At 67.6% G+C, this 26856-nt stretch carries 19 protein-coding genes; 10 read left to right on the top strand and 9 right to left on the bottom strand.

Going from position 1 to position 26856, the window contains the following annotated elements:
• Positions 1 to 73 precede the first annotated feature (73 nt).
• Genes IBX22_RS27540 through IBX22_RS27525 form a run of 4 tightly spaced genes read left to right on the top strand, consistent with a single transcriptional unit; the run spans position 74 to position 10922 of the window.
• Positions 74 to 6460, top strand: a complete 6387-nt coding sequence (locus IBX22_RS27540; RefSeq protein WP_194818590.1) for a type I polyketide synthase — start codon at positions 74 to 76, stop codon at positions 6458 to 6460.
• Between the two features lie 16 nt (positions 6461 to 6476).
• The gene (locus IBX22_RS27535) at positions 6477 to 7925 is read left to right on the top strand and encodes an MFS transporter (RefSeq protein ID WP_309234814.1); all 1449 of its coding nucleotides are present in this window, start codon (positions 6477 to 6479) and stop codon (positions 7923 to 7925) included.
• On the top strand, positions 7922 to 9499 hold the full coding sequence (locus tag IBX22_RS27530) for a glycosyltransferase family 39 protein (RefSeq protein WP_194818589.1): 1578 nt from the start codon (positions 7922 to 7924) through the stop codon (positions 9497 to 9499). Before IBX22_RS27535 ends, IBX22_RS27530 begins: the two co-directional genes overlap by 4 nt.
• A 34-nt stretch (positions 9500 to 9533) precedes the next feature.
• Positions 9534 to 10922: a condensation domain-containing protein gene (locus IBX22_RS27525; protein WP_194818588.1), complete on the top strand. Its 1389-nt coding sequence runs from the start codon at positions 9534 to 9536 to the stop codon at positions 10920 to 10922.
• Between the two features lies 1 nt (position 10923).
• On the opposite strand, the gene IBX22_RS27520 is transcribed toward IBX22_RS27525, so the two are convergent.
• Together IBX22_RS27520 and IBX22_RS27515 are read right to left on the bottom strand one after the other, a co-directional pair.
• On the bottom strand, positions 10924 to 11979 hold the full coding sequence (locus tag IBX22_RS27520) for an alpha/beta hydrolase family protein (protein ID WP_194818587.1): 1056 nt from the start codon (positions 11977 to 11979) through the stop codon (positions 10924 to 10926).
• Between the two features lie 213 nt (positions 11980 to 12192).
• Positions 12193 to 13410, bottom strand: a complete 1218-nt coding sequence (locus IBX22_RS27515; protein ID WP_194818586.1) for a triacylglycerol lipase — start codon at positions 13408 to 13410, stop codon at positions 12193 to 12195.
• A gap of 302 nt (positions 13411 to 13712) precedes the next feature.
• Here IBX22_RS27515 and IBX22_RS27510 point away from each other — a divergent pair, with 302 nt between their 5' ends.
• Both IBX22_RS27510 and IBX22_RS27505 read left to right on the top strand, forming a co-directional pair.
• The gene (locus tag IBX22_RS27510; protein WP_228539489.1) at positions 13713 to 14309 is read left to right on the top strand and encodes a YdcF family protein; all 597 of its coding nucleotides are present in this window, start codon (positions 13713 to 13715) and stop codon (positions 14307 to 14309) included.
• 14 nt (positions 14310 to 14323) lie between these two features.
• Positions 14324 to 15283 (top strand): MaoC family dehydratase N-terminal domain-containing protein, encoded by a 960-nt coding sequence (locus IBX22_RS27505; protein WP_194818584.1) that lies wholly within the window; start codon positions 14324 to 14326, stop codon positions 15281 to 15283.
• Here IBX22_RS27505 and IBX22_RS27500 read toward each other — a convergent pair.
• Both IBX22_RS27500 and IBX22_RS27495 read right to left on the bottom strand, forming a co-directional pair.
• On the bottom strand, positions 15278 to 16330 hold the full coding sequence (locus IBX22_RS27500; RefSeq protein ID WP_194818583.1) for an alpha/beta hydrolase family protein: 1053 nt from the start codon (positions 16328 to 16330) through the stop codon (positions 15278 to 15280). The two genes, IBX22_RS27505 and IBX22_RS27500, sit on opposite strands and share 6 nt — an antisense overlap.
• A complete protein-coding gene (locus tag IBX22_RS27495; RefSeq protein WP_194818582.1) occupies positions 16327 to 17277 on the bottom strand; it encodes an acyl-ACP desaturase in 951 nt (316 codons plus the stop codon). Before IBX22_RS27495 ends, IBX22_RS27500 begins: the two co-directional genes overlap by 4 nt.
• 380 nt (positions 17278 to 17657) lie before the next feature.
• Between IBX22_RS27495 and IBX22_RS27490 the strand changes: the two genes are divergently transcribed.
• Positions 17658 to 19208 carry an acyl-CoA carboxylase subunit beta gene (locus IBX22_RS27490; protein ID WP_194818581.1) on the top strand — a complete coding sequence of 517 codons (1551 nt, stop codon included), beginning with the start codon at positions 17658 to 17660 and terminating at the stop codon, positions 19206 to 19208.
• A gap of 311 nt (positions 19209 to 19519) precedes the next feature.
• A complete protein-coding gene (locus IBX22_RS27485) occupies positions 19520 to 19732 on the top strand; it encodes a hypothetical protein (protein WP_194818580.1) in 213 nt (70 codons plus the stop codon).
• 19 nt (positions 19733 to 19751) lie between these two features.
• Here the strand turns inward: IBX22_RS27485 and IBX22_RS27480 are convergent, their stop codons facing one another.
• From IBX22_RS27480 to IBX22_RS27470, 3 genes are all read right to left on the bottom strand, one after another.
• A complete protein-coding gene (locus IBX22_RS27480; protein WP_194818579.1) occupies positions 19752 to 21137 on the bottom strand; it encodes a lipase family protein in 1386 nt (461 codons plus the stop codon).
• Positions 21138 to 21341: 204 nt separating this feature from the next.
• Positions 21342 to 22574, bottom strand: a complete 1233-nt coding sequence (locus IBX22_RS27475) for a lipase family protein (RefSeq protein WP_375540281.1) — start codon at positions 22572 to 22574, stop codon at positions 21342 to 21344.
• Between the two features lie 127 nt (positions 22575 to 22701).
• Positions 22702 to 23823 (bottom strand): lipase family protein, encoded by a 1122-nt coding sequence (locus IBX22_RS27470; RefSeq protein WP_228539487.1) that lies wholly within the window; start codon positions 23821 to 23823, stop codon positions 22702 to 22704.
• Between the two features lie 104 nt (positions 23824 to 23927).
• On the opposite strand from IBX22_RS27470, the gene IBX22_RS27465 reads away from it, so the two are divergent.
• On the top strand, positions 23928 to 24401 hold the full coding sequence (locus IBX22_RS27465) for a DUF2599 domain-containing protein (protein WP_194818578.1): 474 nt from the start codon (positions 23928 to 23930) through the stop codon (positions 24399 to 24401).
• A 478-nt stretch (positions 24402 to 24879) separates the two neighbouring features.
• Positions 24880 to 25107 carry a hypothetical protein gene (locus IBX22_RS27460; RefSeq protein WP_228539484.1) on the top strand — a complete coding sequence of 76 codons (228 nt, stop codon included), beginning with the start codon at positions 24880 to 24882 and terminating at the stop codon, positions 25105 to 25107.
• A gap of 403 nt (positions 25108 to 25510) precedes the next feature.
• Here the strand turns inward: IBX22_RS27460 and IBX22_RS27455 are convergent, their stop codons facing one another.
• Both IBX22_RS27455 and IBX22_RS27450 read right to left on the bottom strand, forming a co-directional pair.
• The gene (locus IBX22_RS27455) at positions 25511 to 26398 is read right to left on the bottom strand and encodes a helix-turn-helix transcriptional regulator (RefSeq protein ID WP_194818576.1); all 888 of its coding nucleotides are present in this window, start codon (positions 26396 to 26398) and stop codon (positions 25511 to 25513) included.
• 89 nt (positions 26399 to 26487) lie between these two features.
• A complete protein-coding gene (locus IBX22_RS27450; RefSeq protein ID WP_194818575.1) occupies positions 26488 to 26712 on the bottom strand; it encodes a DUF397 domain-containing protein in 225 nt (74 codons plus the stop codon).
• Between the last annotated feature and the right edge of the window lie 144 nt (positions 26713 to 26856).

Raw genomic sequence — 26856 nt, 5'->3', positions numbered from 1 at the left:
GCAGCCATTTACCCGGTCTCAACGTCAGCGCAGCGTTGCTGAATTTCCCTTGCCCGAGTTCGGAAGGAACTTCGTGTCGGACATCGCTATTGTCGGTATCGGCTGCCGTTTTGCCGGTGGCATCGATTCACCGGAGAGTTTCTGGCAGTTCGTCGTCGGCAAACAGGACGCGGTCGTCGAAATTCCGGCGGATCGCTGGGATTATCGGCGCTACTACGACCCCGACCGGCGCACCCCGGGCCGCGCCTACACCAAGCGTGGCGCCTTCCTGACGACCGATCCGTGGGAATTCGATCCCGATTTCTTCGGCATCTCCGCCCGCGAGGCGACCGGACTCGACCCGCAACAGCGGCTGCTGCTGGAAATCACCTGGGAGGCACTCGACGACGCGGGCATCGCCGGTGCCGCCGCAGGTGCACCGGTGGGTGTCTACGTCGGTGGCTTCGTGGTCGATCAGTCGGTGGTCGGCGTCGTCGGCCCCGCCCTCGCGCACGTCGACATGCACACCGCCGCCAGTGCGTCCTACACGATGCTGTCGAACCGGATCGCCTACGCGCTCAACCTGACCGGGCCCGCCATCACCGTCGACACGGCCTGCTCGTCCTCGTTGGTCGCCATGCATCTGGCCTGCCAGGCGCTGGACAACGGCGACTGCTCGGTGGCGCTGGCCGGCGGCGTGAACGTCATGCTGCAACCGGAGACGTTCGTCATGATGTGCAAGGGCGGCTTCCTCGCCACCGACGGCCGCTGCAAATCCTTCGACGCGGCCGGTGACGGGTACGGCCGTGGCGAGGGCGGCGGCATGGTCGTGCTGAAGAAGCTCGACGACGCGGTGCGCGACGGCGACCGGATCTACGCGGTGGTCAAGGCGACCGGTTCCAATCAGGACGGGCGCACCACCGCCATCACGGTGCCCAATGCGGTCTCGCAGGAATCCCTCGCCCGGGAGGTGTGCGCCCGCGCGGGCCTGTCCCCCGACAGCATCACCTACGTGGAGGCGCACGGGACCGGCACCCCCGTCGGCGACCCCATCGAGATCCGCGCCCTCGGCCGGGCCTACGGCGCGGTCGGCAGGCGCGCGGGCACGCTGGGCGTCGGATCGCTGAAAGCCACACTGGGACATACCGAAGCGGCCTCCGGCATCGCGAGCGTCATCAAGTCGGCGCTCGCCATCCAGCACCGCACCATCCCGCCGCAGGGCTGGCTCGACGAAGCCAATCCGGACATCCCGTTCGCGGATCTGGGCATGCACATTCAGCTCGAGCCGGAACCGGTCGCCACGGAGGTCGATCGAATGACCATCGCGGTCAACGGTTTCGGCTACGGCGGCACCAACGCGCACGCCATTTTGCAGGAGCACCATCAGGGATCGGCGGCGGCCGCGGAACCACCACGGCACTACGGCGTCCTACCGCTGTCCGCCCGCAGCGCACCCGCGGTCCGCGCGATGGCCGACCGTTTCGCCGACTTGCTCACCGCGGGCGCGGATCCCGGCCGTCTCGCCGAAGCGGCGTGGACGCGGATGGCGCACCACCCGTTCCGCACCGGCATGCTCCTCGGCGACACCGGCGAATTGGTCCGGCAGTTGCGGCATTTCGCCTCCGGTGAAGGCCGCGATGCCACCCGCACCGTCGCCCGGCGCACGGCCGAGCCGGTTTTCGTCTTCTCCGGTATGGGCCCGCAGTGGTGGGGTATGGCACGCGAACTGCTCAGCGCCGAGGGCGCTTTCGCCGAGACAGCACGCGAGATCGATGCCGAATTCCAGGCGGTCGCCGGCTGGTCGATCCTCGAAGAACTCCTGATGCGGGGCGAGGCCGACTCCCGGGTGAGCTCCACCGAGGTCGCCCAGCCCGCCAACTTCCTGGTCCAGGTCGCTCTCGTCGCCGAGCTGGCCGAATTCGGCATCCATCCGGCCGCGGTCGTCGGCCACAGCGTCGGCGAGGTCTCGGCGGCCTACGTCACCGGCATGCTGTCGCTGAAAGACGCTGTGCGCGTGGCATATCACCGGGCCCGGCTGCAAGCCACGACCGCTGGCTCCGGTGGCATGCTGGCGGCCGGTCTCAGCCTGGATCAGGCCCGCGACCTCCTCACCGAGGACACCGCGGTCGATATCGCCGCGATCAACAGCGGCAACGCGCTCACCCTGTCCGGTGACGCCGATCGCCTGGACGAGATCGCCGAGAAGCTCACCGAGCAGGGTGCTTTCGCGCGGCGTCTGCGCGTCGAGGTGCCCTATCACAGTGCGCTGATGGATCCGATCCTCGACGACCTGCGCACCGCGCTCGCCGACCTTTCCCCGCAGCGCCCCCGAATCCCGTTGTACTCCACCGTCACCGGCGCACCCGTCACCGAAGCGGACTGGGACGCCGACTACTGGTGCGCGAATGTGCGCCAGCCGGTGCGCTTTGCCGACGCGATCACCGCGCTGATCGCGGCGGGCAGCCGGGTGTTCCTCGAGGTCGGCCCGCACCCGGTGCTGTCGGGCAATATTCGCGAGATCCTCTTGGACACCGGCGAAACCGGCGCCACAGTGGCGACGTTGGATCGCAAACAGCCCGACTCCGAGAGCATCCGCAAAACCCTCGCCGGCCTCTTCAGCGCGGGCGTCCTCGACCTCGAGGTGCTCTTCCCACCCGACCTGCCGCCGACCGCGCACCAGCCGTTGCCGCGCTACCCGTGGCAGCGCACCCGATTGCACCATCCCCTACCGCTTTTCGACCAGCTCAAACACGGCACACCCGGCGGCTACGCCATGCTCGGCGACCCGGACCTGGAAGGCCGCCCGGGCTGGCTGCTGCAGATCGGCACCGAAATCCTGCCGTGGATCACCGATCACGTGGTGGGCGGTGTCCGGATCCTGCCCGGCGCGGCGTATCTGGACGCGGCCCTCAGCGCCGCCGCGAGCCGGATGCCCGACAAGCGCGTCGCCCTGGAGCAGGTGCGGTTCGTCGCACCGCTGATCATGAGTGGTCCCGATGTCCCGCTGCTGGAATTCAGCATCGAGGAGTCCAGTGGCCGGTTCCTGATCCGGTCCCGGGCCGCGACCGGGACGGTGTGGACGGTCAACGCCGTCGGGCGACTGCTGACCGGCAGCTACGAGTCCACGAAAGTCGCCATCCCGCAGGTGGAATCGGAAGTCGAGTTCTCGCCCGAACTGTTCTACTCCGCGCTCAGCGCCCGCGGCCTGCAGTACGGTCCGGCGTTCCGGCGGGTGACCGCGGTGCGTGCCGGCGCCGACACCGCGATCGCGACGGTCGACGGCAGCATCGCCGCCGACTCCGGGCACCTCGCGCACCCCGCGGTCGTCGATGCCGCGATGCAGACCGTGGCGCTGCTGTTCGCCGACGCCGCCCTCGCCGAGGGCGCGATGGTGCCGGTCGCGGTGTCGGCGGTGCGCATGTTCGGGCCGCTGCCCGAGCAGGTCACCGTGGTCGCGCGCCGGGATCCGGCGCAGCGGCTGCGCGCCGATGTCGACCTGCTCGACGCCGACCAGAAGCTGTGCCTGCAACTGGTGGGCGTGCAGGTCGGCCCGCTCACACCCGGGGTGAGCCCGCTGCACCGGATGGCCGACTTCTACTACGCCGACACCATGGAGGAGCGCGAGCCGATCGACCCGGCCGCGCTGCCCGGAACCGACGTCACCACTGTCATCCTGGCGATCGGCGAGAACGACAGCCGCGCACAGGAACTCGGCGCGGCCATCCCCGGTGCGGTGCTGCATCCGGTCACCCCGGATCTCGAGGCCGAACTCACCGAGGTGTTGCGCACCGCGACCCTTTCGCCCCGCTTCCACCGCCTGCACGTGTGTGTCGTGGCGGGCGAGAGTGACGATCTCGCCGCGCTGTGGGCACTCAAGCGCATCGCGGTCGCCGTAGCCGAATTCATCGAGGCGTCCAGCACCGACGAACTGCCCGGTGTGGGCGACGGCTCCTGCCACATCACCCTGATCACCGAACGCGCTTTCACGCTGCCCGACAGCCCGATCGCGCCGAACCCGCCGCACGCCGCGCTCGCGGGCGCTCGCCGTGTCCTGCTCAACGAACAGACTCGGCTGCGCTGGCGGCTGATCGACGTGGAACCGGCGACGCCCACCAGCCAGCTGGTCACGGAACTCGGTGTGCCCGGGGCGTTCTCCTACGACAACTCCGACGAGGTGCTGCTGCGGGCGGACAAACGCTGGGTCCCGGTGGTCACGCGGCCGCTGCAGGAACGCATCGACGAACTCGACACCGCGCAGCCACTGACCGACCCCGAGGCCGATTTCGCTCTGGAGATCCCGAAATCCCGGCTGCTGTCCGCGCTCAGCTGGCGCAGTGCCACCCGCCGCGAACCGGGCCCCGGTGAGGTCGAGGTCCGGATGCAGATCATCGGCCTGAATTACAAGGATCCGCTCAAGGTCATGGGCTTGCTCGGTGAAAGAGAGCTCGCCGGAACATTTTTCGGCACCTCACCGGGCATGGAGGGGGTCGGCACGGTGGTGCGCCTCGGATCCGGCGTCACCGGTCTGGCTGTCGGCGACTCCGTCGCGGTGGCGGCCAAGGGCATGATGCGGCGCTACCACGTCGTCGAGCAGCAGTATCTGGTGCCGATGCCCGAGGGCGCGGAGCCCGGACTCTGCACCAGCACAACCGCTTTCGCCACCGCCGAATACGCCTTGACCGACCTGGCCCAGCTGCGGCCCGGGGAAACCGTGCTGATCCACGGCGCGGCCGGCGGTGTCGGCTCGGCCGCGATCCAGGTCGCGAAAGCGGCGGGTGCGCGGATCATCGGCACGGCGGGGACCGATGATCGGCGCGCCCACATCCTCGAACTCGGCGCCGACCACGCACTGAACTCCCGCTCGCTCAACTTCGCCGACGACGTGCTGGCACTGACCGACGGGGTCGGTGTCGACGTGGTGGTCAGCACCGCACCGGGCGAGATCCTGCGCCAGAACTTCCATGCCGTCCGGGAATTCGGCCGCATCGTCGAGGTCGGCAAGGCCGACGTCTACACCGGCGGGCTGCTGGAACTGGCCAACTTCGACAAGAACCTCACCTACTTCTCGATCGATCTGGACCGGATGTGCGCGGTCCGCCCGCTCCAGCTCGCCGAGCTGCTGCGCCGGGTCTACGACAAGATCATCGCCGGGGTCTACAGCCCGCTGCCGTACGAGGTGTTCGAAACCCATGAGGTGGCCAAGGCTTTCGACGAGGTCATCCGGTCGCAGCGGGTCGGGCGGGTGGCGCTCAGTATGGAGGAGGCCGCGCCACCCGTCCGGCCCCAGTTGCCCGACCTCCATATCTATGGCGACGCAACATATTTGATCACCGGAGGTTTCGGCGGCTTCGGTTTGGCCACCGGGCGCTGGCTGGTGAGCAAGGGCGCGCGGCGACTCGTGCTGGTCGGGCGTAGCGGTGCGAGCACCGAGGCCGCCGTGCAGCAGCTCGCGGCCTGGCGGGCCAACGGCGTCGAGGTGGTCGAGCAGCGGGCCGACATCGCCGATTCCGAGGCCGTAGCCGGTGTCGTGGCCGCCGCACACGACACTGCGTACCCGTTGCGGGGGATCTTCCACGCGGCGGGTGCGGTTGCCGACAACCGCGTCGCCGCAATGGATCTCGACCAGTTGACCCGGGTGTACCGCCCGAAAGTAGACGGTGCGCGGGCCCTGCGTGCAGCGGTACGCGCGGCCGACATCCAGCTCGACATGTTCGTGCTGTACTCCTCCGGCGGTTCGATGTTCGGCATCTTCGGGCAGTACAACTACTGCGCCGCCAATGTCGCGATCGAAGCGCTCGCCGAGCAGTGGTCCCGCGAAGGTGACCGCGTGCTCTGCGTCGGCTGGGGCCATATGTCCGGCGCGACCGGCGGCATGGCCAACGACGAGAAGGTCGCCAAGTATCTGGAGGTCGCCGGGTTCGGAGCCATCGATATGGCCGACGGCACCGCCTATTTGGAGCAGGCGCTGCGGTTGGGTGTGACCCGGGCGGCGATCATCCCGACCGACTGGAACCGGCTCACCGGAGCGTTCCCGTCGCTGACCCGCACCGGCCGGCTCACCGCGCTGATCGCGGCGTCGGTGGAGGACAACTCGATCGCCGCGCAGATGCGCGCCGAACTCGCCGCGCTCGACGAGAGCAAGCGGGGTCAGGCCGTGGCACGCATGCTCGCCGATCAGCTGGCGGTGGTGATGGGTGTCGCGCCGGAATCGATCGACCTCACCGTCCCGGTGCCGGAACTGGGGCTGGACTCGCTGATGGCCGTCGAATTCGGCGCGCGCGTGGGCAAACAGCTCGGGATCGAGTTGATGTCCTTGCAGATGGGGCGGTCGTTCAGTCTGGAACAGGCCGGGCCCAAGGTCGCCGAGCTGATCCTGGCATCGGATCCTGCGGTCGGGGCACCACCCGCCGCCGAGGAACCGGAAGCCGCTGCGGTGGAGCAGGATTCACCGGCACCGCAGCCTGAGCCGGTCGGTGTCTGATGTGAGCGGAGAGGTCGTGGATCCCGGCCAAAAGCACGCCGGGATGACGGAGAAGGTCGGCCGCGCTGGGATCTCGCGGTACCTGCCGTGGCTGGCAGACGGTGAGCTGGCCGCGTGGCTCGCCTTCGCTGGCTGCCTGGTCGCGGTGTTCATGCAGATGATCGACGTGACGATCGTGAACACCGCGCTGCCGAGCATCACCTCGGATTTGCACGCCTCTCCATCGGCTCAGCTGCTGGTGGTGTCCGGTTACTCCCTGGCGTTCGCGTGCACACTGCTCACCGCGGCGCGACTGGGCGAACGGGTGGGCCGGCGCGCGATGTTCCTCACCTCGGTCGTAGCGTTCACCGCGGCTTCGGTGTGGTGCGGAATGTCCACCAGCGCAACTGAACTGGTCGCGGCCCGGGTGGTGCAGGGCGTGACCGGTGCGGGGATGGCGGCCCAGACCATCGCTATCCTCACCGTCAGCTTTCCGCGGGAGCGCCATCCGCTGGTGTTCGCGCTGTACGGCGGCGTGGCCGGGTTCGCGGGGATGCTCGGGCCGATTCTCGGCGGCGTGCTGGTCACGGCCGATATCGCGGGCACCGGCTGGCATTCGGTGTTCTTGATCAATGTGCCGCTCGGGCTGGTCGCGTTCGCGTTGGCCTTTCGATTCCTGCGCCTGGGCAAGCCCACCCAGCGCGAGCCGTTCGACCTGCGCGGTGTGGCGCTGTCCACGATCAGTCTGTTCGCACTGCTCTACGCCCTGGCCGACATTCACCAGAACGGCTGGCGGCCTGGCCCTTTGGCGGTGATCGCGGGGGCTGTGGCGCTGGCGCTGCTGTTCCTGCGCTACGAACGCCGCAGTGCCAGCCCCCTGGTTCGGCTCGACCTGTTCGCCGACCGCGGTTTCGCCGTCGGCTCCGTGCTCGTGACCGCGTTCTTCGGACTGTTCACCGCCTTCGTCTTCGCCGTCTCCATCACCCTCCAGGACGAACTGCACTTCTCCCCGCTGCGCACCGGCCTGGCGATGACACCGTTCGCACTCGGCGCGGGCGCCGGAGCGCTCGCCTCCCCCTGGCTCGTCCAGCGCTGGGGTGTCCGCACTCTCGCCGCAGGCATCGCCGCCTACGGTGTGTGCGTCGCCATCGGCGCGGCCTATCTGCACATCACCGGCGGGGTAGTCGACCTGCGGCTCGCGGCCGGTCCGATCTTCCTGTCCGGGCTCGGTGTCGGGCTGTTCGGTGTGCAACTGCAACCGCTGATGCTCGCGGGCCTGAGTCAACGCCAGATGGACGGGGCGTCGGGCCTGTTGCCGACGATCGAGCAGATCGGCAACGGCGTCGGGCTCGCTCTGCTCAGCGCGGTGTTCTTCCGCTCGCACACCCTCTCCGGCAGCATCACCATGTTCGCGGCGATCGCGGTCGTCGCCCTCGCCATGGGCGCGCTCACCCTCGCATTGCCCGCGAAGGCCGCGCCGCGATGAGGGAACGGGCTGCCCCCGGGCGGGGGCGATTATTCGCCACCGGGCGCCACCGCGCCGTCGACCCGCTGCCGCCGTTCGCGTGGTGGGAGGTCTCGGCGATCACCCTCGTCGCGGGTGCGCTGTTGTTCGTGCGGCTCGATCGCTACGACTTCGGCGGGGACGAACTGTATTTCATCGGCGCGGGCCATCATCCGGCCGTGAGCTACGCCGATCAAGGCCCGCTGGTGCCGCTGCTGTCGGCGTTCACGGACAACCTCGCGCCGGGATCCACGATGGTCTTGCGCCTGCCCGCCCTCCTGATGACGCTCGCCGCGATCGTGTTGAGCGCCCTCATCGCCCGCGAATTCCGCGGCCGCCGGGGCCCGCAGACGCTGGCCGCCCTGGCCTACGCGGTGACACCGGCCGCCGTCCTGCAATCGGCAATGCTGAGCACCTACGCCCTCGACGCGACCCTCACCGCACTGGTCAGCTGGCTGTTCATCCGGTGGGTGCGGACGCACAGCGACTACCTGCTGGTGCTGGCGGGAGCCGTCGCGGCCCTGGACTTCCAGGTGAAATGGCTGATCCCGATCGTGTGGGCGGCCGTCGCCCTCGGCTTCGCGCTGCTCGGGCCCCGCGAGGTCTTCCGCAGGCCCGCCTGGTGGATCGGCTCCGGACTGCTCGCCGTCTCGACCGTCCCGGCCGCGCTCTGGCAGCACGCCAACGACTGGCCGCAACTGGCGATGGGCGCGATCATCCGCGACGAACAGCTGGCCGCGGGTGCCATGACCACCATGCCGTGGCAGGTCGTCCTGCTCACCGGCCCGATCGGCGTGCTGCTCCTGGCCGGACTGTGGGCCGGATTCCGGTCACCGCGAATCGAGCCCTACCGATTCCTGATCCCGGTGGTCGCTCTCGGGATGGCGGGAGTCATCGGCAGCGGACTGCGGCCCTACTACATGGTTTCCGCGTTTCCCGGCCTGCTCGCCGCGGGGACGGTCTATCTCGCCGATGTCCGCGTACCGCGGCGGGTGCGGACGGCCGGGGTCGTGCTGACCGCTACCGCTACCGCCCTCTGCGTCACCGCCGTTATCGCACTCCCCCTGCCCCAGTCCGAGATGCGCCGGCCCACCGACCGATATTCCCAATTCGAGTGGCGCAGCCGCCTTTACGGGCCGAGTGGATGGAAAGAACTCGTCAAGGGCGTCGACGACGCCTACCGGCAAGTACCCACCGAGCACCTACCCGGACTCGTTCTCCTCACCCAGAACTATTGGCAGGCAGCAGCTCTCGACCACTACGGTCCCCGCCTGGGATTCCCGGCCGTCTACAGCACGAACCGCGGCTACGCCTATTTCGCTCCGCCACCGGACTCCGTGACCACGATCCTCTACGTCGGAACGGACCACCCGGAGACCGCACTCGGCCTCGATTTCGCCGAGACCGCCGAGCTCGTCCGGCTCGACGACCGGCTCGGCTACCCGGGCGTGAATCGCCATGTCTCGGTGTGGAAATGCCGCAACCCCAGCACGCCGTGGTCGGCGGCGTGGCCGGGCATGCGCCGGCTGCCGCTGATCGACGGCACCACGCGCTGACCCCAGATCCGCCATCGACGAATCGAGGTACACCATGGTCAGTTTCGGCCTGATCGAAGAATGGGAACCGGCTCCGGGCCGGCTGGTCAGCTGGCACGCGTCACCGGAATCGGTGGCCCGGGCCGCGCGGGCCCCGGCGCACCCGGCGCCGCCTTCGCACCAGCAGGAGGCCTACCTCCGGCTGGCCGATCGCCACGCCGAGGCGGACTTCCGCTACTCCGGGCTGTGCGTGGTCACCGCCGAGGTACCCGACCGCCTGGACCGGGCGGCGATGACACGCGCGATCACCGCGTTCCTGCTGCGGCACGACACCTTTCGCACCTGGTTCGCCCTCGAGTCCGGCGGGACGGTCCAGCGGCATCTGGTGCCGCCCGAAGCGGTCGAGTTCACCCCCGTCGAACACGGTGAGGCCGACAACGCCGAAGCCCTGCGCCAGCACGTGCAGAAGACCACCCCGGGCCCGTTCCAATGGGACTGCTTCACCTTCGGGGCGATCGAGCACGAGGCCTCGACCACGGTCTATCTGGCGGTCGATCACCTGCACACCGACGGTGTCGCCCAATACCTCTCGTGTTTCGACCTCGCGCACCTCTACGGCCGCGAGATGGGCTGGGACGACATCCCGGAGCTTCCCGCGCCGGCCAGCTACCTCGACTACTGCACGCGCGAACGCAAGTACTCCGCCGCCCTGACCCCGGCCACACCCGCGGTCCGCAAATGGCTCGAGCTGCTGCGCGGCAACGACGGCGACTTGCCGTCCTTCCCACTGGATCTCGGCAAACAAACAGACGGCTACAACCGCAGCGCACACCTGACCGTGCCACTGTTCGACGAGGACGCCGCCCAGCGCTTCGAGCACCTCTGCCAGGAGAACGGCGCCGAATTCCCCGGCGGCATCTTCGCCGCCGCGGCCCTGGCCGAACGCGAACTCACCGGCAGCGACTACTACTTCGGCATGACCCCGATCAGCACTCGGACCTCCGTCGCGGAGATCGCCTCGGTCGGCTGGTACGTCACGCTCGTGCCGATCGCCTTCCCGGTAAGCGCCACCGCGACGCTCGCACGCACTCTCGCCGGGGCACAACGCGCCTATACCAACGGATTACGGCTACTGACGGTGTCGCATCACCGCATCCTGGAACTGGCGCCGGAAGCCGGAATCGATCTGAGCCCGGACTGGTCCACCCCGATGATCTCCTACGTCGATGCCCGCGACTTCGATGGCAACGAGTTCTTCGATATCGCGCGCGGCGGCATCTACGCCAACCGCGCCGCTACCGAGGAGGTGCTGATGTGGATCAACCGGTTCCCCTCGGGCACCTCGCTCAGCGTGATCTTCCCCGACACACCCATCGCGCACGAGTCGGTGAATCGCTATGTCGCCAAGCTGAAATCGGTCTTCCTGGACAGCATCGGCGCATAGGTCACGCTCCGATCGCGGCCGCGAACAGCGGCCAGGAGTTGTGCAGGTCCTGCTGCCAGTAGCCCCAGGAGTGCGTGCCGCTCGGCCGAAAGTCGAAGGTGGCGGGAATCGCCAACTCCGCGAACCGATCCCGTAGTTGCTCGGTACATCGCTGAGTCACCGCGTCCAGCACACCGCCGATCAGCAGCTGGTCGACCAGCTTGATCGGGTTGAAATCGATTCCGGGCGCGCCCAGGGTGTCGAGCGGACCCGGCAGCCCGGTGCCGGTAGTGACATAGATCGTTGTGCCACGCAGTTTCTCGGCGTGCAGGTAGGGGTCGTTCGCGGCCCAGGCGGGGTGGGCGGGCGGCCCCCACATGTTCAGTGCGTTGCCGAGGCGCGCGGCGACCACGGCATCCACCATCGCCTGACCCCGCGCATCGCTGGTGCGGATGCAACCGCTGTAGGACCCGATCGCGCGATACAACCCCGGCGCGGCCAGCGCGAGCCGGAACCCGGCGCCGCTGGCCATCGACAGTCCCGCAACGGCATTCGCGCCCGTGCCGCTGAACGCGGTGTCCACGATGGGCGGCAGCTCCCGGGTCAGGAACGTCGTCCAGCGTTGCCGGCCGAGCACCGGGTCGTCGGCCAGCCAGTCGGCGTAGAAACTGCCCTGCCCGCCCATCAGGATCACCACGGTGACCTGTTTGTCCGAGAAGAACTGTGCGGCATCGGTTTTGGTGAGCCAGTTGCTGCCCTCGGTCCACCGCCGGTCGTCGTTGCCGCCGTCGACGCCGTTGAGCAGGTACAGCACCGGCGCGGGCCGCGACGGATCCGCCGCGGGCAGCACCGCCACCGTCACCGGACGCGCCATCGCCGCCGAATGCACGGTCAGATCGACCACCCGCCCCGCGCCCTGCACGGCGGCGATCAGATGCGACCCGTTCGGCGCGGGCCGCGCGGCCGAGAACGCCCGCGCCGGAACAGGTTCGGCGGGCTCACCGGGCGTCGCGACCCCGGAGCCGGGCGAACAGACAAGCAGGGCAATCGAAACGGCAGCGACCGCAATGGCTCGCATCGCCTACTCCTAATCTCAGAGAACGAAACAACGCCGGAACCCACCGAGCGGGGGAATGTGTGCGGATCCCGCTCGGTGGGCCAGGCCGCCGGTGGTGCGTTCCGGAACAGGCGCGAGGGGCAGCCCTGTCCGGTTGCGGCATCCGGCGATCGGCGCCGGCCGCGCAACCCTCGGGGAGTCAGGGTTCGATGGATGCGCGGCGGGCACCGGTCTCTACAGGGAGCCACCACCCCCGATCAGCCACGGATTGAACGTGCACGCCAGCTGCGGATGACCCGCCGGGTCCAGAGCCCGCAGCGCGATGGACAGCGCCCGCGGCGAGTACATGATCGTCAGATGGTCCGACAGGTCCTGCTCACACCCGTCCTGCAGCAGGATGTTGCTGACCTGCGCGCCGGGACCCGGCTTCAGGAACGTCAGATCGTAGGGGTTGGTCACTTCGTCGTAGCGGGTAGCGACGATGGTGTAGTCGACCCCGGGGACGGTGTCGCCGTCGGCATTGAGCTTGTTCACGAAATCCGAGCCGATGGTCTGCTGGATGCCCGCATGCCCGACGAAGATCTCGATGAACCCGAGGATGTCGATACCGAGGTTGTTGATCGCCCGGCCCAGCGCGCCGATGCCGACCAGGCTGGTGCCGTGGTGGGTGGCGCCGTAGGTGACGAGGTTCTTCACCTTGGCCGCGCCGCCCTCGAACTTGGTGTACCAGTTCGCCATCGAGCCGCCCTGGGAGTGCGCGACGATGTCGACCTCCTCGGCCCCGGTCGCGGCCAGCACCCGATCCACGAAGGTGGCAACCTGTTTCGCCGAATCCTGGATGTAGCCGGTACCCATCACGCCGGGCAGCACCGAGCCCAGGCCGCCGCCCTCGAGCAGGTTCGAGCGGCCGTAGTTGAAGGTGAACACACAGAAGCCGGCGTCCTTCATCGGCTGGCCCATGTAGGCGAAACCGTTGTAGGCGTTCATCCAAGTGCCGTGCAGCGCGATCACCGGCCGCGGATTCGCCTCGGTCGGTTTGCAGTTCCAATCGTTGGTGCCCGGCGGCGCGACGTCCGGGTTGAGCAGGCCGTGGCCGAACGCGCCCAGCCAGGACGTCATGGGCGGGCCGTAACCGACCGTGTCGCTTGCGTATCCGCCGGCCGAGCCGGAGCTGGAGCCGGAACCGCCGTAGCAGTCGCCGGAGCCGTTGCCCGAGCCGGCGCCGCTGCCGGAGTTGCAGGACGAACCGAGACCGCTGCCCGAATCGGCGACGGGCTGCACCTTCAGGCCCGCCCGGATGTATTCGGCCAGAGTCTGCTCGGTGGGCGCGGGTTCCGGCTGCGCTTGCGCCGGAACGCCGGCAAAGCTCATGGCGAGGACGGAGACGCCCATCACCACCGCGGCGCCGGTCCCTTTCCAACGGGCCGAGCGGCCGCAGGTACTTCGTTTCATAACTAGCCTTCCTGTGAACGACTGCGAGAAACGCTAGAACTCGGACACCCGGAAAACGACGTGACAGATCGGTATCTGGACACCTCACGAAGGAGCTCGAGCGGAAACAGGGATCGGGCACAGTTCCCGGTCTGAAGTACTGTTTCTCCGAATATGCGGCCGGTCCCAAAACCGCTGTCCCGCAACGGTGAATTCTCCTCATATCCGAAAAAGCCGGGTCCACATCGGCGCGCCCGGCGCAATCATGGATGTAGTAATTCCAGCCATCGCGGCCACTCGGTGGCTAATCAATGGAGATTGCCATGCTCGACTCGTTCACCCTGCGCAACCACCCGGCGCTGTGCGTCGCCGCCGGCCTGGCGGGCGCGACGGCGGTACTGCTGAGTGCCCCGGCCACCTACGCCCAGAACTCCGGTTCGGCGATCACCGATCCCGTGCCCAGCACCTCGACCCAGCTCGGGTTCCGTGGACCCGGAACCGCGATCGTCGTCCTCGGCTACGGCCTGCTGCCCGACGGCGAGATGCGCCCGGAGCTGATCGCCCGCCTGCACACCGGATTCGTGCAGGCGCTGCTGGCGCCGGCCGCGCCGATCATCGTGACCGGCGGCAATCCGCGCAACGGCGTGACCGAGGCGGGTGCGATGGCGGGCTGGCTCGTCGCCCACGGCATTCCGGCCGACCGGATCCACCTGGAGTCCGACGCCACCTGCACCCTGGAGAACGCCGCGCATTCGGCCCGGATCATGCGCGAGATCGGCGCCCGGGACGCGGTGGTGGTCACCTCCGCCGACCACATCGACCGCGCGGACGGTGATTTCACCGCCGCCGGGGTCGCCGTGAGCGGCACCCTGACCCCGGAGCAGATCCCGCTGCTGGCCCTGCCCTTCGGCCCGGCGTGAAAGAGGAGCAAATAATGAGTGATCTCGCCGCCGCATTCGCCCACGCGGGCGCACCGGTGACCCTGCGGAACTTTCCGGCCGCCAGCTACCGGGTGACCCGGGAACGTATTCGCGAATTCGCCCTCGCCGTCCATGATTTCCATCCGGCGCACTGGCGCGACAGCGCCGCGGCCGCGCTCGGTTTCCCGGCACTGATCGCGCCGCCGACTTTCGGATCGGTAATTCTGACCCAGGCCCAGCGCGAAATTCTGGATTCCCTGGTGCCCGGCTACGACCCGGATCGAATTCTGCACGCCGATCAGGTGCTCGATCCGGTGCGGCCCTTGGTCGCGGGTGACCGGCTGACCTGTCGCGCCTATTTCGAATCGTTCCGGCATTTCGCCGCCTATGACGTGCTGGCGATCAAAACCGTACTCACCGATCAGCGTGGCGCGGTGGTGCAGACCGGCTCCACGGCGCTCCTCGCCCGCACCGGTGACGGCGCACCGGGCCCGGCCCGGCAAGCCACCCTGAATCCGGTCCGTCCCGCGACGCTCGCACGCCCGGTTTCGCTTCGAATGCCGCGCACCACAGTGGATTTCGACGCGCTGACGGTCGGCTCGGAACTGCCCGCACAGGTCATCGATCTGACCCGCACCGATCTGAATCGCTACTCGCGAGTGCTCGGCGGTCCCGCGGATCGCCCGGCCGTCATCGCCCCGGGCATGCTCAAACTCGGTCTCGCGGCCGGATATCTGAGCGCCTGGTCCGGCGACCCCTCCGCCGTGCTGCGGTTCCGCGCCCAGTTCGCGCATTACACGCATGGTCTGCGGATTCCGGTGGACACGCCGTGCCCGATCGAGTTCCGCGGTCGGATCACTTCCAAGGACCCGCGCCGCCGCAAGGCCACCGTGGCCCTCGACGCCCGCGCCGAGGGGCGCCGGCTCTTCGGTTACGCGGCAGCGGAAATGCGCTTCCCCGGTGCGGCGCTATAGGCCGAGCGCCGTGGCGAGCACCCGCCACGCGCGCGGCAGCTGCGCCTCGAAGTCCGGCCAGGTGTGCATGCCCTGGGGCGAATACTCCACGGTGGCAGGGATTTCCAGCTCGGACAGGCGCGCCGCGAACCGCTCGGTGCACTGGCGCGCACCGGCTTCCAGCGCCGTACCGCCGCCCGCCATGCGCAGCGCGTCGACGATGGAGGGTGCGTTCGCGATGGCGACCAGGTCCGCGGCCGTCGGCGCGCCACTGGAAGCCGAGAGGTAAATCTCTGTGCCCCGCAGCTTTTCGGCGCCCAGCAAGGAGTCGTGTGCCGCCCATTCCGGGGAACTCGGTGGGCCCCACAGGTTTTCCACGTTCCCGCCGCGCGAGGCGACGGTGATCGTGGTGACGGCGTGGCCGAGCGGATCCGCGGTGGAATAGCAGCCGCTCATTCCGGCCACCGCCCGGTACAGGCCGGGATGGCGCTGGGTCAGCATCATCGCGGCCTGCGCGCCCATCGAGACACCCGCGATGGCGCGTTTCCCGTTCGAGCGCAGCAGCGATTCCACGATGGGCGGGAGCTCTTCGGTGAGGAAGGTTTCCCACCGGTTCAACCCCAGCGCCGTATCGTGGCGCACCCAGTCGGAGTACATGCTGCCGGTACCGCCGCTGGTCAGCACCACGTCGACGGGCTTGTCGGCGAAGAACTCCGCCGCGCGGCCCTTGGTGATCCAGCCGGAGGTGGGATCGCCGTCGACGCCGTCGAGCAGGTAGAGCACCGGACGCGGGCCGTCGCCGCTGCCGCGCAGTACATCCACGGTGATGACGCGGCGCATGGCCGCGGACGCGATGTGCAGGCGTTCCCGGCGCGGACCGACCGGTTCGGTGCGCAGCAGGCCGGTGCGGGTCATCTTGGGGTCGACCGGCGGCGGCGGAGTCGGCGTGGCGATCTGGTCCAAGATCGGATTGTTCGGCTGCGCACGGACTTCCGCGATCACCGGCGCGGCGGCAACCGCGGCGATGGCCAGGATCGCCGCGGCTGTCTGGGGTACGCGTCTGTTCATACGGTGGCGGCGGCCCGCTGTCTTTCCCTGGCGGCGGCGCGGTCGCGCTGCTCCTCGAACCGGCGGGCCTTCACGTCCAGTTCTTCCAGGTAGGCGTGCAGTTCGTCGCGCGCCCGTTCGCCGTCATCGGTCAGATCGTCGCGCTCGAAGACATTCCAGGCCCGCAGCACCGGGCGGACCACCACATCGAGATGCTGGCGCAGATCGTAGATGCCGCGTTTGGCCAGCAGGACGGCGTTGCGCCGGAAGTTGGGCTGGGTGAGGCCGGGCATCTGGAAGCGCGTGACGATATCGGTGATGGCACGCAGCATCTCGTTCGGTGCCAGGTCCAGCGCCGCGGCGCTGAGGTTCCGATAAAAGATCATATGCAAGTTCTCGTCCCCCGCGATCCGCTGCAGCATAGCTTCCGCGATGGGTTCGGCACAGGCGATTCCGGTATTGCGGTGACTGATCCGAGTGGCCAGCTCCTGCAAGGTCACATAGGCCACCGAACGCAGAAACTGCGGCCCTTTCACAGGTTTCGCGACGCCGGTGGTCATATGCGCCATGCGAGCCTGCTCCAACGCTACCGGATCGACCGCCCGGGTTACCACCAGATAGTCCCGCAGGACGATACCGTGCCGATTCTCCTCGGCGGTCCAACGACCGACCCAGGTGCCCCAGACACCGTCCAGGGAAAACGATTCCGAGATCTCCCGGTGATAGGACGGCAGGTTGTCCTCGGTGAGGAGGTTTGTCACCATCGCGACCCGCGCCACCTCCGATAATTGCGATTGCTCCGGCTCCCAGTCGATTCCGCCGAGTGCGGCGAAATTGCGCCCGTCGTCCCAGGGTACATAGTCGTGCGGGTTCCAGGCCTTGGCCTTGCGCAAGTGGTCCTCGAGCAGGCCTTCGGCGGTTGGTTCGAGTTCCCGCAGGATGTCGAGATCGGTCAAGCTGGTCGGCACCGAGTAACTCCTTTGTCCCCCTCAGGCTTTCAGGGTGGGTCCGAGGTTAGGGCGAATTGCCGCGGCGGCCGCTGTTTCGGCGCCGGAATCGGGGATGTCACCAGGCGCTATCCCTTGCATTGGGCGAAATCACAAGCAGATCACAGCCATTCGCTTCCCGATTTCGCGGAATGATGACGCAGCGCCGGCCGCGCAATTCCCCGGCGCTGCGTCACTGCCAGGCTGAGCCCGCCGCCGAGCGGTGCGCGGAAATCAGTGGCATGCCCTCACGGCGGGCCCGTCACGCTGTGAGGTTCGCTAGCATCGAGCGCCGCACCTGGGCTACCGTCGACCCCGGCAGCAGCACAGGCGGCCACCTAGATTTCGAAGGGCTAGACAGAGTGAGCGTTACGCGAGACAAGCTGGATCATCTCCGGGACATCCTGGAGCTCGCCGCCGAACCCGCGGGCGAGACCGGCATCGCGAAACGCAAATCCAAAGGCATACCCAGCGCCCGCGAGCGGGTGCAGATGCTGCTCGACGCCGGTTCGTTCATCGAATTGGGCGCGCTGGTGCGCAAGCCCGGCGGGGGCGAGGCGATGTACGGCGACGGCGTGGTGACCGGCCGCGGCTACATCGACGGCCGCCCGGTCGTGGTGATCTCGCACGATCAGACGGTCTACGGCGGCTCGGTCAGCGAGATGTTCGGCCGCAAGGTCGGCGCCGCCATGGAGTTCGCCTTCAACAACGCCTGCCCGGTGGTCTGCATCAACGACTCCGGCGGGGCCCGCATCCAGGACGGCGTCACCTCGCTGGCCTGGTACGCCAATATGTGCCGCTGGCAGGAGGACCTGTCCGGCTTCGTGCCGATGGTGGCGATCATGCTCGGCAAATGCGCGGCGGGCTCGGTGTACGGGCCCATCAATATGGACGTCCTGGTCGCCACCGAGGACTCCTATATGTTCGTGACCGGCCCGGAGGTGATCAAGGCCGTCACCGGCTCCGAGGTCACCGCCGAGGAGCTCGGCGGCGCCGAGGCGCTGCAGACCAACGGCACCGTGCACCATGTCGCGCAGACCGAGCAGGCGGCCTTCGAGTGGGCCCGCGAGTACCTCAGCTACCTGCCGACCAGCTGCCTGGAGCAGCCGCCGGTGCTCAATCCCGGCCTGGAACCCGAACTCACCGACTCCGACCGCGAGCTGGACCGGTTCATGCCGGACTCGGACAAGGTCGGCTACGACATGCACGACATCCTGCTGCGCATCTTCGACGACGGCGCGTTCCACGAACTCGCCGCCGGCAGCGCACAGAACCTCATCACCGGCTTCGCGCGGGTGGACGGGCGGCCGGTCGGCGTGGTCGCCAACCAGCCGCTGGTGCTCGGTGGCGCGCTGGACGCCGCATGCTCGGACAAGGCCGCCCACTTCATCCGGCTGTGCGACGCCTTCCACGTGCCACTGATCTATGTGGTCGACACTCCGGGCGTGCTGCCGGGTGTCGACGAGGAACGCAACCACGTCATCAAGCGCGGCGGCCGGATGTTCCGCGCGCTGATCGAGGCGACCGTGCCGATCGTGACCATCGTGACCCGCAAGGCCTACGGCGGTGGCTACGCGGTGATGGGCTGCAAGCAGCTCGGCGCGGATATCAGCTTCGCCTGGCCCACCGCACGACTGGCGGTGATGGGCGCGGAATCCATGGTGAGCATCGTGGGCCGCAAGCAGCTGGCGGTGACGCCGCCGGATCAGCGCGAGACGGTGCGCGGTCAGATGATCGACTTCTACAACGCCACGGTGGCGACCCCGTGGACAGCGGCCGAGCGCGGATACATCGACGCCGTCATCGAGCCGTCGCAGACCCGGCTGGAGATTCGCAAGGCGTTGCGGCTGCTGCGCGACAAGACCGCGACCCGCCGGTCGAACCCGCGCAAGCACAATCTGTTTCCGATGTGAACCGAACCGATTGTGGTGGATCACAACGGCGCCGGGACGGCGGTGATGCGATCTCCGAGATCCAGCCCTCGATCCGCCGAATCCGTTGCGGGTCGCCTACTTTCGTAGCCAAGCTCGGTCCCTCGTTCGCTGCGTAGGGGTCGGGCCAGTGGCGGGTCCGCCGCGTTTGTTCCCTACCCAATACTCGGACGGACCCGCCATGCCCCTATCTCGTTGTTCCCTTTCACGATTCGCCCGATTCGGCGTTGTGACACCCACGCAAACCACTGTGATCCACAGCACAGAAGGTTAAAGTCACCTACTGTCGAAATATGAGTGAAGGAGACGAGCCGGCCACGGTCGTCAAGGAGATTCTGAACTACTTCGGCAAGTGCCCCGCCTGCGGTTACCCCGCGCGGGCCGCGGAGGTTCGCGCCCCGTCCACCAAGCGGAGCGGCGAGATCGTGGTGACCATCTCGGCCACGTGCGACTTACCCTGCGGCTGGTCCGGCCCCGCGCAGCGCACCGTCATGACCAGGCAGTGACCAACGGCCGCACCGGCTTTCAGCACTCACTGGTGGCGGGCACGCCGCGCAGGCGCTCGTCGAGCCAGCCGACCGCCTCCGGATAGCCGAGGACCGCGCCGACGACATGTTCACCGAACACGCTGCGATACACGGCGGACGCACCCAGGGCACACTGCTCGCGATACAGGTTGCGCGCGCCCTCCGCGGGGATCCAGAACTCCTGCTCCCCGTTGTAGATGTAGAGCGGCACAGCGGATTTCATGCCTTCCATGCGCGTCACCCGATAGATCTCGGCGGCGAACTCCGAGTTCAGCGGGTCCGGGAAGTTGGCCGCGATGTCCATCGGGAGCATGAACACCCCGGCGGCGCCGAAGATGCTGCCGCACAGGTCTTTCGCGGGGGAGGTGGACACCCACTGCGCGAAATTGTTCATCTTGCCGAGGATTTCGGGACGCTCGCGGGCCACCCCGAAGGTGGCGGCGATGAACACCGCCGAGGCCAGGTTGGCGTTCATGCTGCGCGCCAGGATCTGATAATCCGCGGGCACGCCGCCCAGCGCCGCACCGGCCACCACCCCGGTCAGCTCCGGCGCGTAGCCGGCCAGCAATTTCACCGCGCCATGCGTGGCGATGGCACCGCCGGAGTAGCCGAGCAAGCCGAATGCGCTGTCCCCGAACTCATTCGGCATCCGCCCGCGTACCGCCCGGATCCCGTCGAGAATCGCGTGCCCCGCGACATAAGGTTCGGCATAGGCCATCCACGGACCCTGATGGTCGGGAATCAACGCCGCGTAACCCCGCAACAACGCCAATTGCGTTGTGGGCGGCAAATAGTCGGTCCCACTGACCTCGGCAGCCAGCCCATGCGCCAAGCTGTATCCCGGCGTGCAGTCCCGCCCGAGCCCGTCGATCGGCAGATTGTTCACTACCACGGGCCGATCCCCCGGCCCCGTCCAAGCGCCATGCGGGATCACCAGCGTCGCAGTAGCGAACGAGGGCCGCCCATGCGCATCGGTCGTGCGGTACTTCAGCAGCAACGCCTGCCGAAACGGAACCAGCACCAGCACACCAGCGGTCGCGGTGACATCACGAACCTCGATCACCTGCCCGGGCGCGTAATCAGCCAAACCGGCAGGCCACGCGTCGAACATCGCATCCCCCACATTGCTGGGCAACGTCGCCTGCCACAGCGCCGCGAGTCCCGGTGCACCACCCGCAGATTCAACCAACTCCGGCGCATTCGGATGCGGCACCGGATTGATCGGCGGCGGCGGAATAACCTGATCGATCCACTGCTGAATCCCAGGCAACAACCCCCCGGATAGGTCAGGTATCGGCGGGCCCGGCGGCTGCGCCACCGCCGGAGCGGCGAACAACGGGCACAACAACAGCACAGCGAAAAGCAGTGCGCGCGTACTTCTCATAGCACAAGCCCCTGGGATGCGACATCGATGTCCCTGCACCCCGGAACGTCGCGGCCTTCGGATCTCTGCGCACTGCCAGCCCCCCGAAATGCCCCTGCGGAACCGGGCACAGGAAGCTCAGGTTAGCCCCAACCCCATACCCGGACACCCGTTTACACCCCAGTCCCCCACCTCATGACGCCAAATCGCAATCTAACCCATCGATTATGGGCAGTTCGATGGCGCAGGCTCTCCTCGGAAGCGTGCGTCGATCCACCCCAGCGCCGCGGGGATGCCGAGCACCGCCGCCGTCAAATGATCCGGCACCGGAATCTGCTCCGCCTGCACCTTCGCCCCGGCCCCGCACCAGTGCTTGGTGGTGTTCACGATCGCATCGACCGGTACCAGCCCATCGATCGGTGAATGCCATTCGAACACCGGCATTTTCGGCGCGCCGTCATACAGTTCGAGGCTGTTCTCCTCGACCACCGCGCGAGCCTGGGCGTCGTTGATCATCGACGTGGTCTTCGCGAAATCGATGGCGCCGCGTCCGGCTCCGGTGGCGATGATGTCGTTGGTGCAGCTGTTGGCGATTGCCGCGCGGGCGGCGAGGCCGCGGTCGTTGAGCTGATCGCTGAGCGGGAATCGCTTCGGGTATTCGCGTTCCAGTCCGAGCCCGGCCGCCAGGGCCAGACCGAATACCGGGTGCGCGCCCAGGCCGAGGCCCTCCATCATCTTCACCAGATTCATCGGCACTCCGCCCATGGCGGCGCCGGCGATCTCCAGTTCTGGCGCGTACTTGGGCTGCAAGGCCGCCGCCCATGCCGTGGCCATGCCGCCACCGGAGTAGCCGATCATGGTGGTCGGGCTCTTGGCCACCCGCAGTTCGTCCACGCGCTTGACCGCGCGGATCCCGTCCAGGGTGATCTGACCGCCCAATTTGGCCGCGCCGTAAGCGAAGTTCGGGCCGAGGTGGTCGGGCAGCGCCACGCTCCAGCCGCGCTGCAGCAGCACATTCCAGCCCGGCGCCTCGCGCACGAGCAGGTTCGGGTCACTGGTGTAGAGCACCCTCGACACCGAGCATTCCGCGCCGAGCCCGTTGATGATGTGCTGGAACGACAGCAGCGGACCGTCCGGCTGATGCGAGCGCGGGGTCAGCACCGTGGTGGTGGCCGCGATCGGCTTGCCCTCGGAGTTGGTGGACCGGAACCGCACCAGTGTCACGGTGGTGTCCGGGAAGATCAGCAGCGGCGGCATGGCGCGCACGCCCAGCACGTCGCCGGGCTTCTTGGCCGCCAGGTCCGCCGGTGTGGCGTAGAACGGGTCCGGATCGGGCTCTGGATACAGCGGTGTGCCGTGACTACCGGCGGCGGTGCCGAGCACCATCACAATCCCCAGCACCATCGCGCCCACCACCCGCGACAGTGCTCTCTTCTCCGAACGTAGGGAATACCCCATCGACATAAGCCTCTCCCAGGTTCAACGTTCGTGATCATCCTCGGTCAACGTCACGGGCGAGCGGCAGGGTATGGCGGGAATATGTTGGTAATTCACAAGTTTGGCGGATTCAGTCTGTGTGCGGGCCTCACGGCTGATCGAGCACGCGATGCAGGAAGGCCAGCGCGTCCGGGAAAGCCTGGCGAGCCGCCCCGAGATGATCACCCGGGTAGACACCGACCTGCAGATTCGCCCCGGCCAGCTCCAATTCCGCGATCAGCTTGGCGCTCAGCGGCGCCGGCACGTCCAGGTCCGCCACACCTTGCCCGATGAACAGCGGGATGGAATGTCCCTCGACGGGGATCCGCAGCATCGAGTGCACGGCCGCGATCAGCGCCGGATCCTGCAGCGGCTGGTTCAGCATCTCCCCGATCGCCACATCGCGGACCAGTTCGTCGGCCTCGGTCACGCAATTCGACTCGACCACGTCCAGCACCGCGCGCCCGGTGTCGGTCAGGTAGCTGTCCACATCGAGTTCCGGAGCGGTCGCCCGCAGTCCGGCCACGATCATCGCGAAGTAGGCGGTCGTCATCCGCAGGGGCAGCCGCGGCACCCAGGGACCCAGCAGCGGCGCGATGAGCTCCAGATTCGACGGTGGCCCAGTGGCCGCCGCGCCGCGCAGCTGCAGCTCCGGTGCGTCGGCGGGTGCGAGGTGCGCGGCGAACAGCGCGGTCTGGCCGCCCTGTGATTGCCCGAGCACCGCCCATCTATTACTCAGGTCCGATGTCACGGTGCGGGCCGCGCGCACGCCGTCGATCACACTGCGCGCCTGCGACGGGCCGTCCAGGTAGGGATGGGTGCCCGGCGTACCGAGCCCGACGTAATCGGAGATCACCACCGCGAAACCGGCGCGCAGGAGATCCGGGTACACCTCGGTGAGGTAGTAGTCGCGCGGCTGCAGGGTGAACGCGCATTGGTCGGCGATGCCGATGCTGCCGTGCGCGTACGCGACCACCGGCCAGCCGCCCGGCGGGGGCGGCCCCGGGGGCAGGTACACCATTCCGGTGCTCTGCATCGGTCCACGCGGCCCGCGCGACCAGTAGGTGATCCGCTGCGACGAGGCCGCCGCCGCCAGTCGCACGCGCTCCGGGGCTGCCGTCACGTCGGTCACCGTGCCCGGCGCTGTCGCCTGTGCTCCGGCCGGGGGAGCCAAGGCGACGGCGAGCGCGATCACGACGCTCACCGCACCCGTCATGATCTGAGTCCGCATCACCGACTGACTATTGCCACGTTGGGCGGCGCCAATCAAGACACCACAATCAGTGGCGGCGACAGCTGACTACGCTCAGGTGTTCGATAGAGAGGACGCCGACTGTGCCGAAACACCCGTGGCCGCGTACCGCGGTGTTGGCCGCTGCCCTCGCGCTGGCGGGTTGCGGCTCGCCGGCGGAGCCGGTCTCCGCACCGGAAACGACGCCCGTGCCGCCCTCTACAACAACGACGAGTACCACCGCAACCCCCACCGTCGATCCCTACGCGGGTGTCGCGCTGATCGATCGCGTCGAATGGACCGAAGCCGTGGACGGCGCACGCCTGCTGGTCTTCCCGGCGCAGGCCGGACGGAAAACCAGCTATCCCGGATCGGACGAACGCGCCTGGCAGGAAGTGGTCACCGCGGCGCCGGACGCCGATTCCCCGGGCATGCGTGATCAATTCGTGTGCCACTGGGTCTGGGCCCGGCTGGTCCAGCCGAACAAACCGAGCTGGAATCTCGAGCCGTGGCGGCCCGCGGTCGGTTATCAGGCGACCGTTGATGCCTCGTGCAATCCCGGCGGCCCCGAGCGTTGAATTAACTATTAATTAGCCAAACCGAATGGCGCCAAGTCAGATTGACGAGTTTCTTCGAACACCGGGCTCGAACACGTTCAGCGGCATCGACAACCTGCCCGGACCGGCCGATTCCGCCCTGCTCAGCAAGGCCATAGCCGACCTAGTCACGAATTCGTCTCGTGGTCTCGGGCGGATCAACAAAACCACCCGGTCGGGACATTCGGGAAAGTGCCTGGAATCGTGAAAAACCCGTAGTGCGAATGCAATCGATAGTGCAGATGTACTTGCATCTGAAAGGCCGCCAGCCCTAAACTCAGACCCGCAGGGCTTTACAGGGGACAACCAGGGGAGGCCGCGTGAGCGAGCCGATGGTGCTGTTGCCAAAGGTTTGCTGCCGCCAGACCAAAGGGGCGTTCGAATGAACCAACCACACTACGGCGGCCGGCTCGGCTTCGCCGATGCCGCATTGGCCGACCAGCCAGCGAACGGTACAACTATGAGTACATCGTCGGCCCGTAGCGGCCACCGAAAAGCACCATATTCGCGCGATACCGCAGTCGCGTTCGTCATTCATGCCGTCGAGTCCACCGGCGCGGCCACCAGGAACGATTTCGATATCGATCGGATCGTTTCCACGGCCCACGCCATGGCCGACGACTGGGATATGAACGTCCTGCAGCCGTCGACGTTCTGGCGCATCGCGTCCAGCTGCATCAAGCAGTAGGACGCCGACTGCGGCACGGGGCCGAATACCGCTGCGCCGCAGTACCTATCGGGTTCACCAGCGCTCACCAGCGCCATTATGACACCCGACAGATGTCTTCGCCGCAAGCACGGTCGCACCACAGGTGCGCTCGGCGGCTCGGTCCGGATCCAGCGCGACGCGGCCCGCTCCGGCGGGCGCCGCGGCCGATTCGCTTGGGATAACGGACAATTCACCCGCTCCGCGATTTCGGTCCCGGTGACCATCAGACGCGCTCAGCGGAACTACCCGTCACACTTAGGTATTCGGCCGCGCTGCGGCCTTACTCCCCCATCGCACAAAACAAGAGTGCGGGCGACTCGATCGGTCGCCCGCACTCTTGCGTTTGTACGGTTTGCGTGGTCGCGGGGAGGCTACAGCTCGCCTAGAGACCTGCCGCGTACTCGTTGATCAGATCGATGGACTTGTCCGGCGGCAGCGACTGCACGCTCAACCTGTCCATCACCGTCAGATACATCTCGAGATCCTGCCGGCGATCCAGATACAGAGCGCTGGTGAGGTGTTCGAGGTAGACGATGTCGGGCAGCTCGCGCTCGGAGAAGCGCAGGATGCTGAACGAGCTACCTGCGGCGGCATGCTCGCCGGCCGCGTACGGCAGCACCTGGACGGTGACGTTCGGCAGTGCCGCGAGCTTGCACAGGTGGCGCATCTGATCGCGATGGACACCGGGACCGCCGACCGGCCGATGCAGTGCGGCCTCATCGATGACGGCCCACAGCACCGGCGGATCCACGCGGTACAGCAACTCTTGGCGATGCTGCCGCACGGCGACGCGCCGATCGGTGTCGGCGTCGTCGCTTCCGAGCGACAGCACAGCGCGCGCATAGTCGGGCGTCTGCAACAGCCCAGGCACCAAATGCGCTTCGTAGGTACGGATCTTGCTCGCCGCCTGCTCCAAGCCGAGGTAGGTGCCGAACCACGACGGCAGCAGGTCACTGTAGCGATGCCACCAGCCGGGCTCGTTCGCCCGCCTGGCCAGATCCAGGAACCGCTCGCGTTCTTCGGGATCGGTGATCCCGTAGAGCGTCAGCAGATCGCGGATGTCTCGTTCTTTGAAGCCGGTGCGGCCCAACTCGAGACGACTGATCTTGGCGTGCGATCCACGGATCGCGTCGCCCGCGGCCTCCCGGGTGATGTTGCAACTCTCCCGGAGTTTTCGTAACTGCCCGCCGAGCGCGATCCGAAGCACAGTCGGACCACGTTCCGCGACAACCGATTGCACACGACCGTCGTCATCGGGTTCTGCGATCATGGAGTTCGTCTCCGATACTCGAGGTTGCCCACCAGTGTGTCACAAACGCGCCGTCTAGAGACACACCGCACCGACCGCAATGTTACCGCTCAGCAAGTCAGATCGTCGAATTCTCCTGCCTTCGCGCCGCGGACGAACGCGTCGATCTCCGGACGGGTGTAGAAGATCATCGCACCCTCGGGGTCACGCGAGTTACGCATGGCCACCAGGCCGCCGGAGGCCTGCGCCAATTCGACGCAGTTGCCGCCACTGGGGCCGCTGAACGAGCTCTTACGCCAGTTGCTTTCGATCTTGCGTGTGGTGATGTCGGACATTTCCCCACTCCTCGGTTCCGCAGTGTAGAGATCCTTTGGGGCCGGTTTTGCATCTGCACTCTCAAATGTTCTTGCATTTGCACCGACATTCGAACGGTAGCACGGAGTTCACCATGCCGCACAAGAAGTTTCATACCTACTGGT

The organism is Nocardia sp. XZ_19_385 (assembly GCF_015355755.1).
GTDB lineage: Bacteria > Actinomycetota > Actinomycetes > Mycobacteriales > Mycobacteriaceae > Nocardia.
This window is presented reverse-complemented; position numbering and strand designations above follow the sequence as displayed.

Coding starts and splice junctions, on each gene's coding strand:
- IBX22_RS27530 (WP_194818589.1), top strand. CDS start 7,922: ATGAGGGAACGGGCTGCCCCCGGGCGGGGGCGATTATTCGCCACCGGG.
- IBX22_RS27525 (WP_194818588.1), top strand. CDS start 9,534: ATGGTCAGTTTCGGCCTGATCGAAGAATGGGAACCGGCTCCGGGCCGG.
- IBX22_RS27520 (WP_194818587.1), bottom strand. CDS start 11,979: ATGCGAGCCATTGCGGTCGCTGCCGTTTCGATTGCCCTGCTTGTCTGT.
- IBX22_RS27515 (WP_194818586.1), bottom strand. CDS start 13,410: ATGAAACGAAGTACCTGCGGCCGCTCGGCCCGTTGGAAAGGGACCGGC.
- IBX22_RS27510 (WP_228539489.1), top strand. CDS start 13,713: ATGCTCGACTCGTTCACCCTGCGCAACCACCCGGCGCTGTGCGTCGCC.
- IBX22_RS27505 (WP_194818584.1), top strand. CDS start 14,324: ATGAGTGATCTCGCCGCCGCATTCGCCCACGCGGGCGCACCGGTGACC.
- IBX22_RS27500 (WP_194818583.1), bottom strand. CDS start 16,330: ATGAACAGACGCGTACCCCAGACAGCCGCGGCGATCCTGGCCATCGCC.
- IBX22_RS27485 (WP_194818580.1), top strand. CDS start 19,520: ATGAGTGAAGGAGACGAGCCGGCCACGGTCGTCAAGGAGATTCTGAAC.
- IBX22_RS27480 (WP_194818579.1), bottom strand. CDS start 21,137: ATGAGAAGTACGCGCGCACTGCTTTTCGCTGTGCTGTTGTTGTGCCCG.
- IBX22_RS27475 (WP_375540281.1), bottom strand. CDS start 22,574: ATGGGGTATTCCCTACGTTCGGAGAAGAGAGCACTGTCGCGGGTGGTG.
- IBX22_RS27470 (WP_228539487.1), bottom strand. CDS start 23,823: ATGCGGACTCAGATCATGACGGGTGCGGTGAGCGTCGTGATCGCGCTC.
- IBX22_RS27460 (WP_228539484.1), top strand. CDS start 24,880: ATGAGTACATCGTCGGCCCGTAGCGGCCACCGAAAAGCACCATATTCG.
- IBX22_RS27455 (WP_194818576.1), bottom strand. CDS start 26,398: ATGATCGCAGAACCCGATGACGACGGTCGTGTGCAATCGGTTGTCGCG.
- IBX22_RS27450 (WP_194818575.1), bottom strand. CDS start 26,712: ATGTCCGACATCACCACACGCAAGATCGAAAGCAACTGGCGTAAGAGC.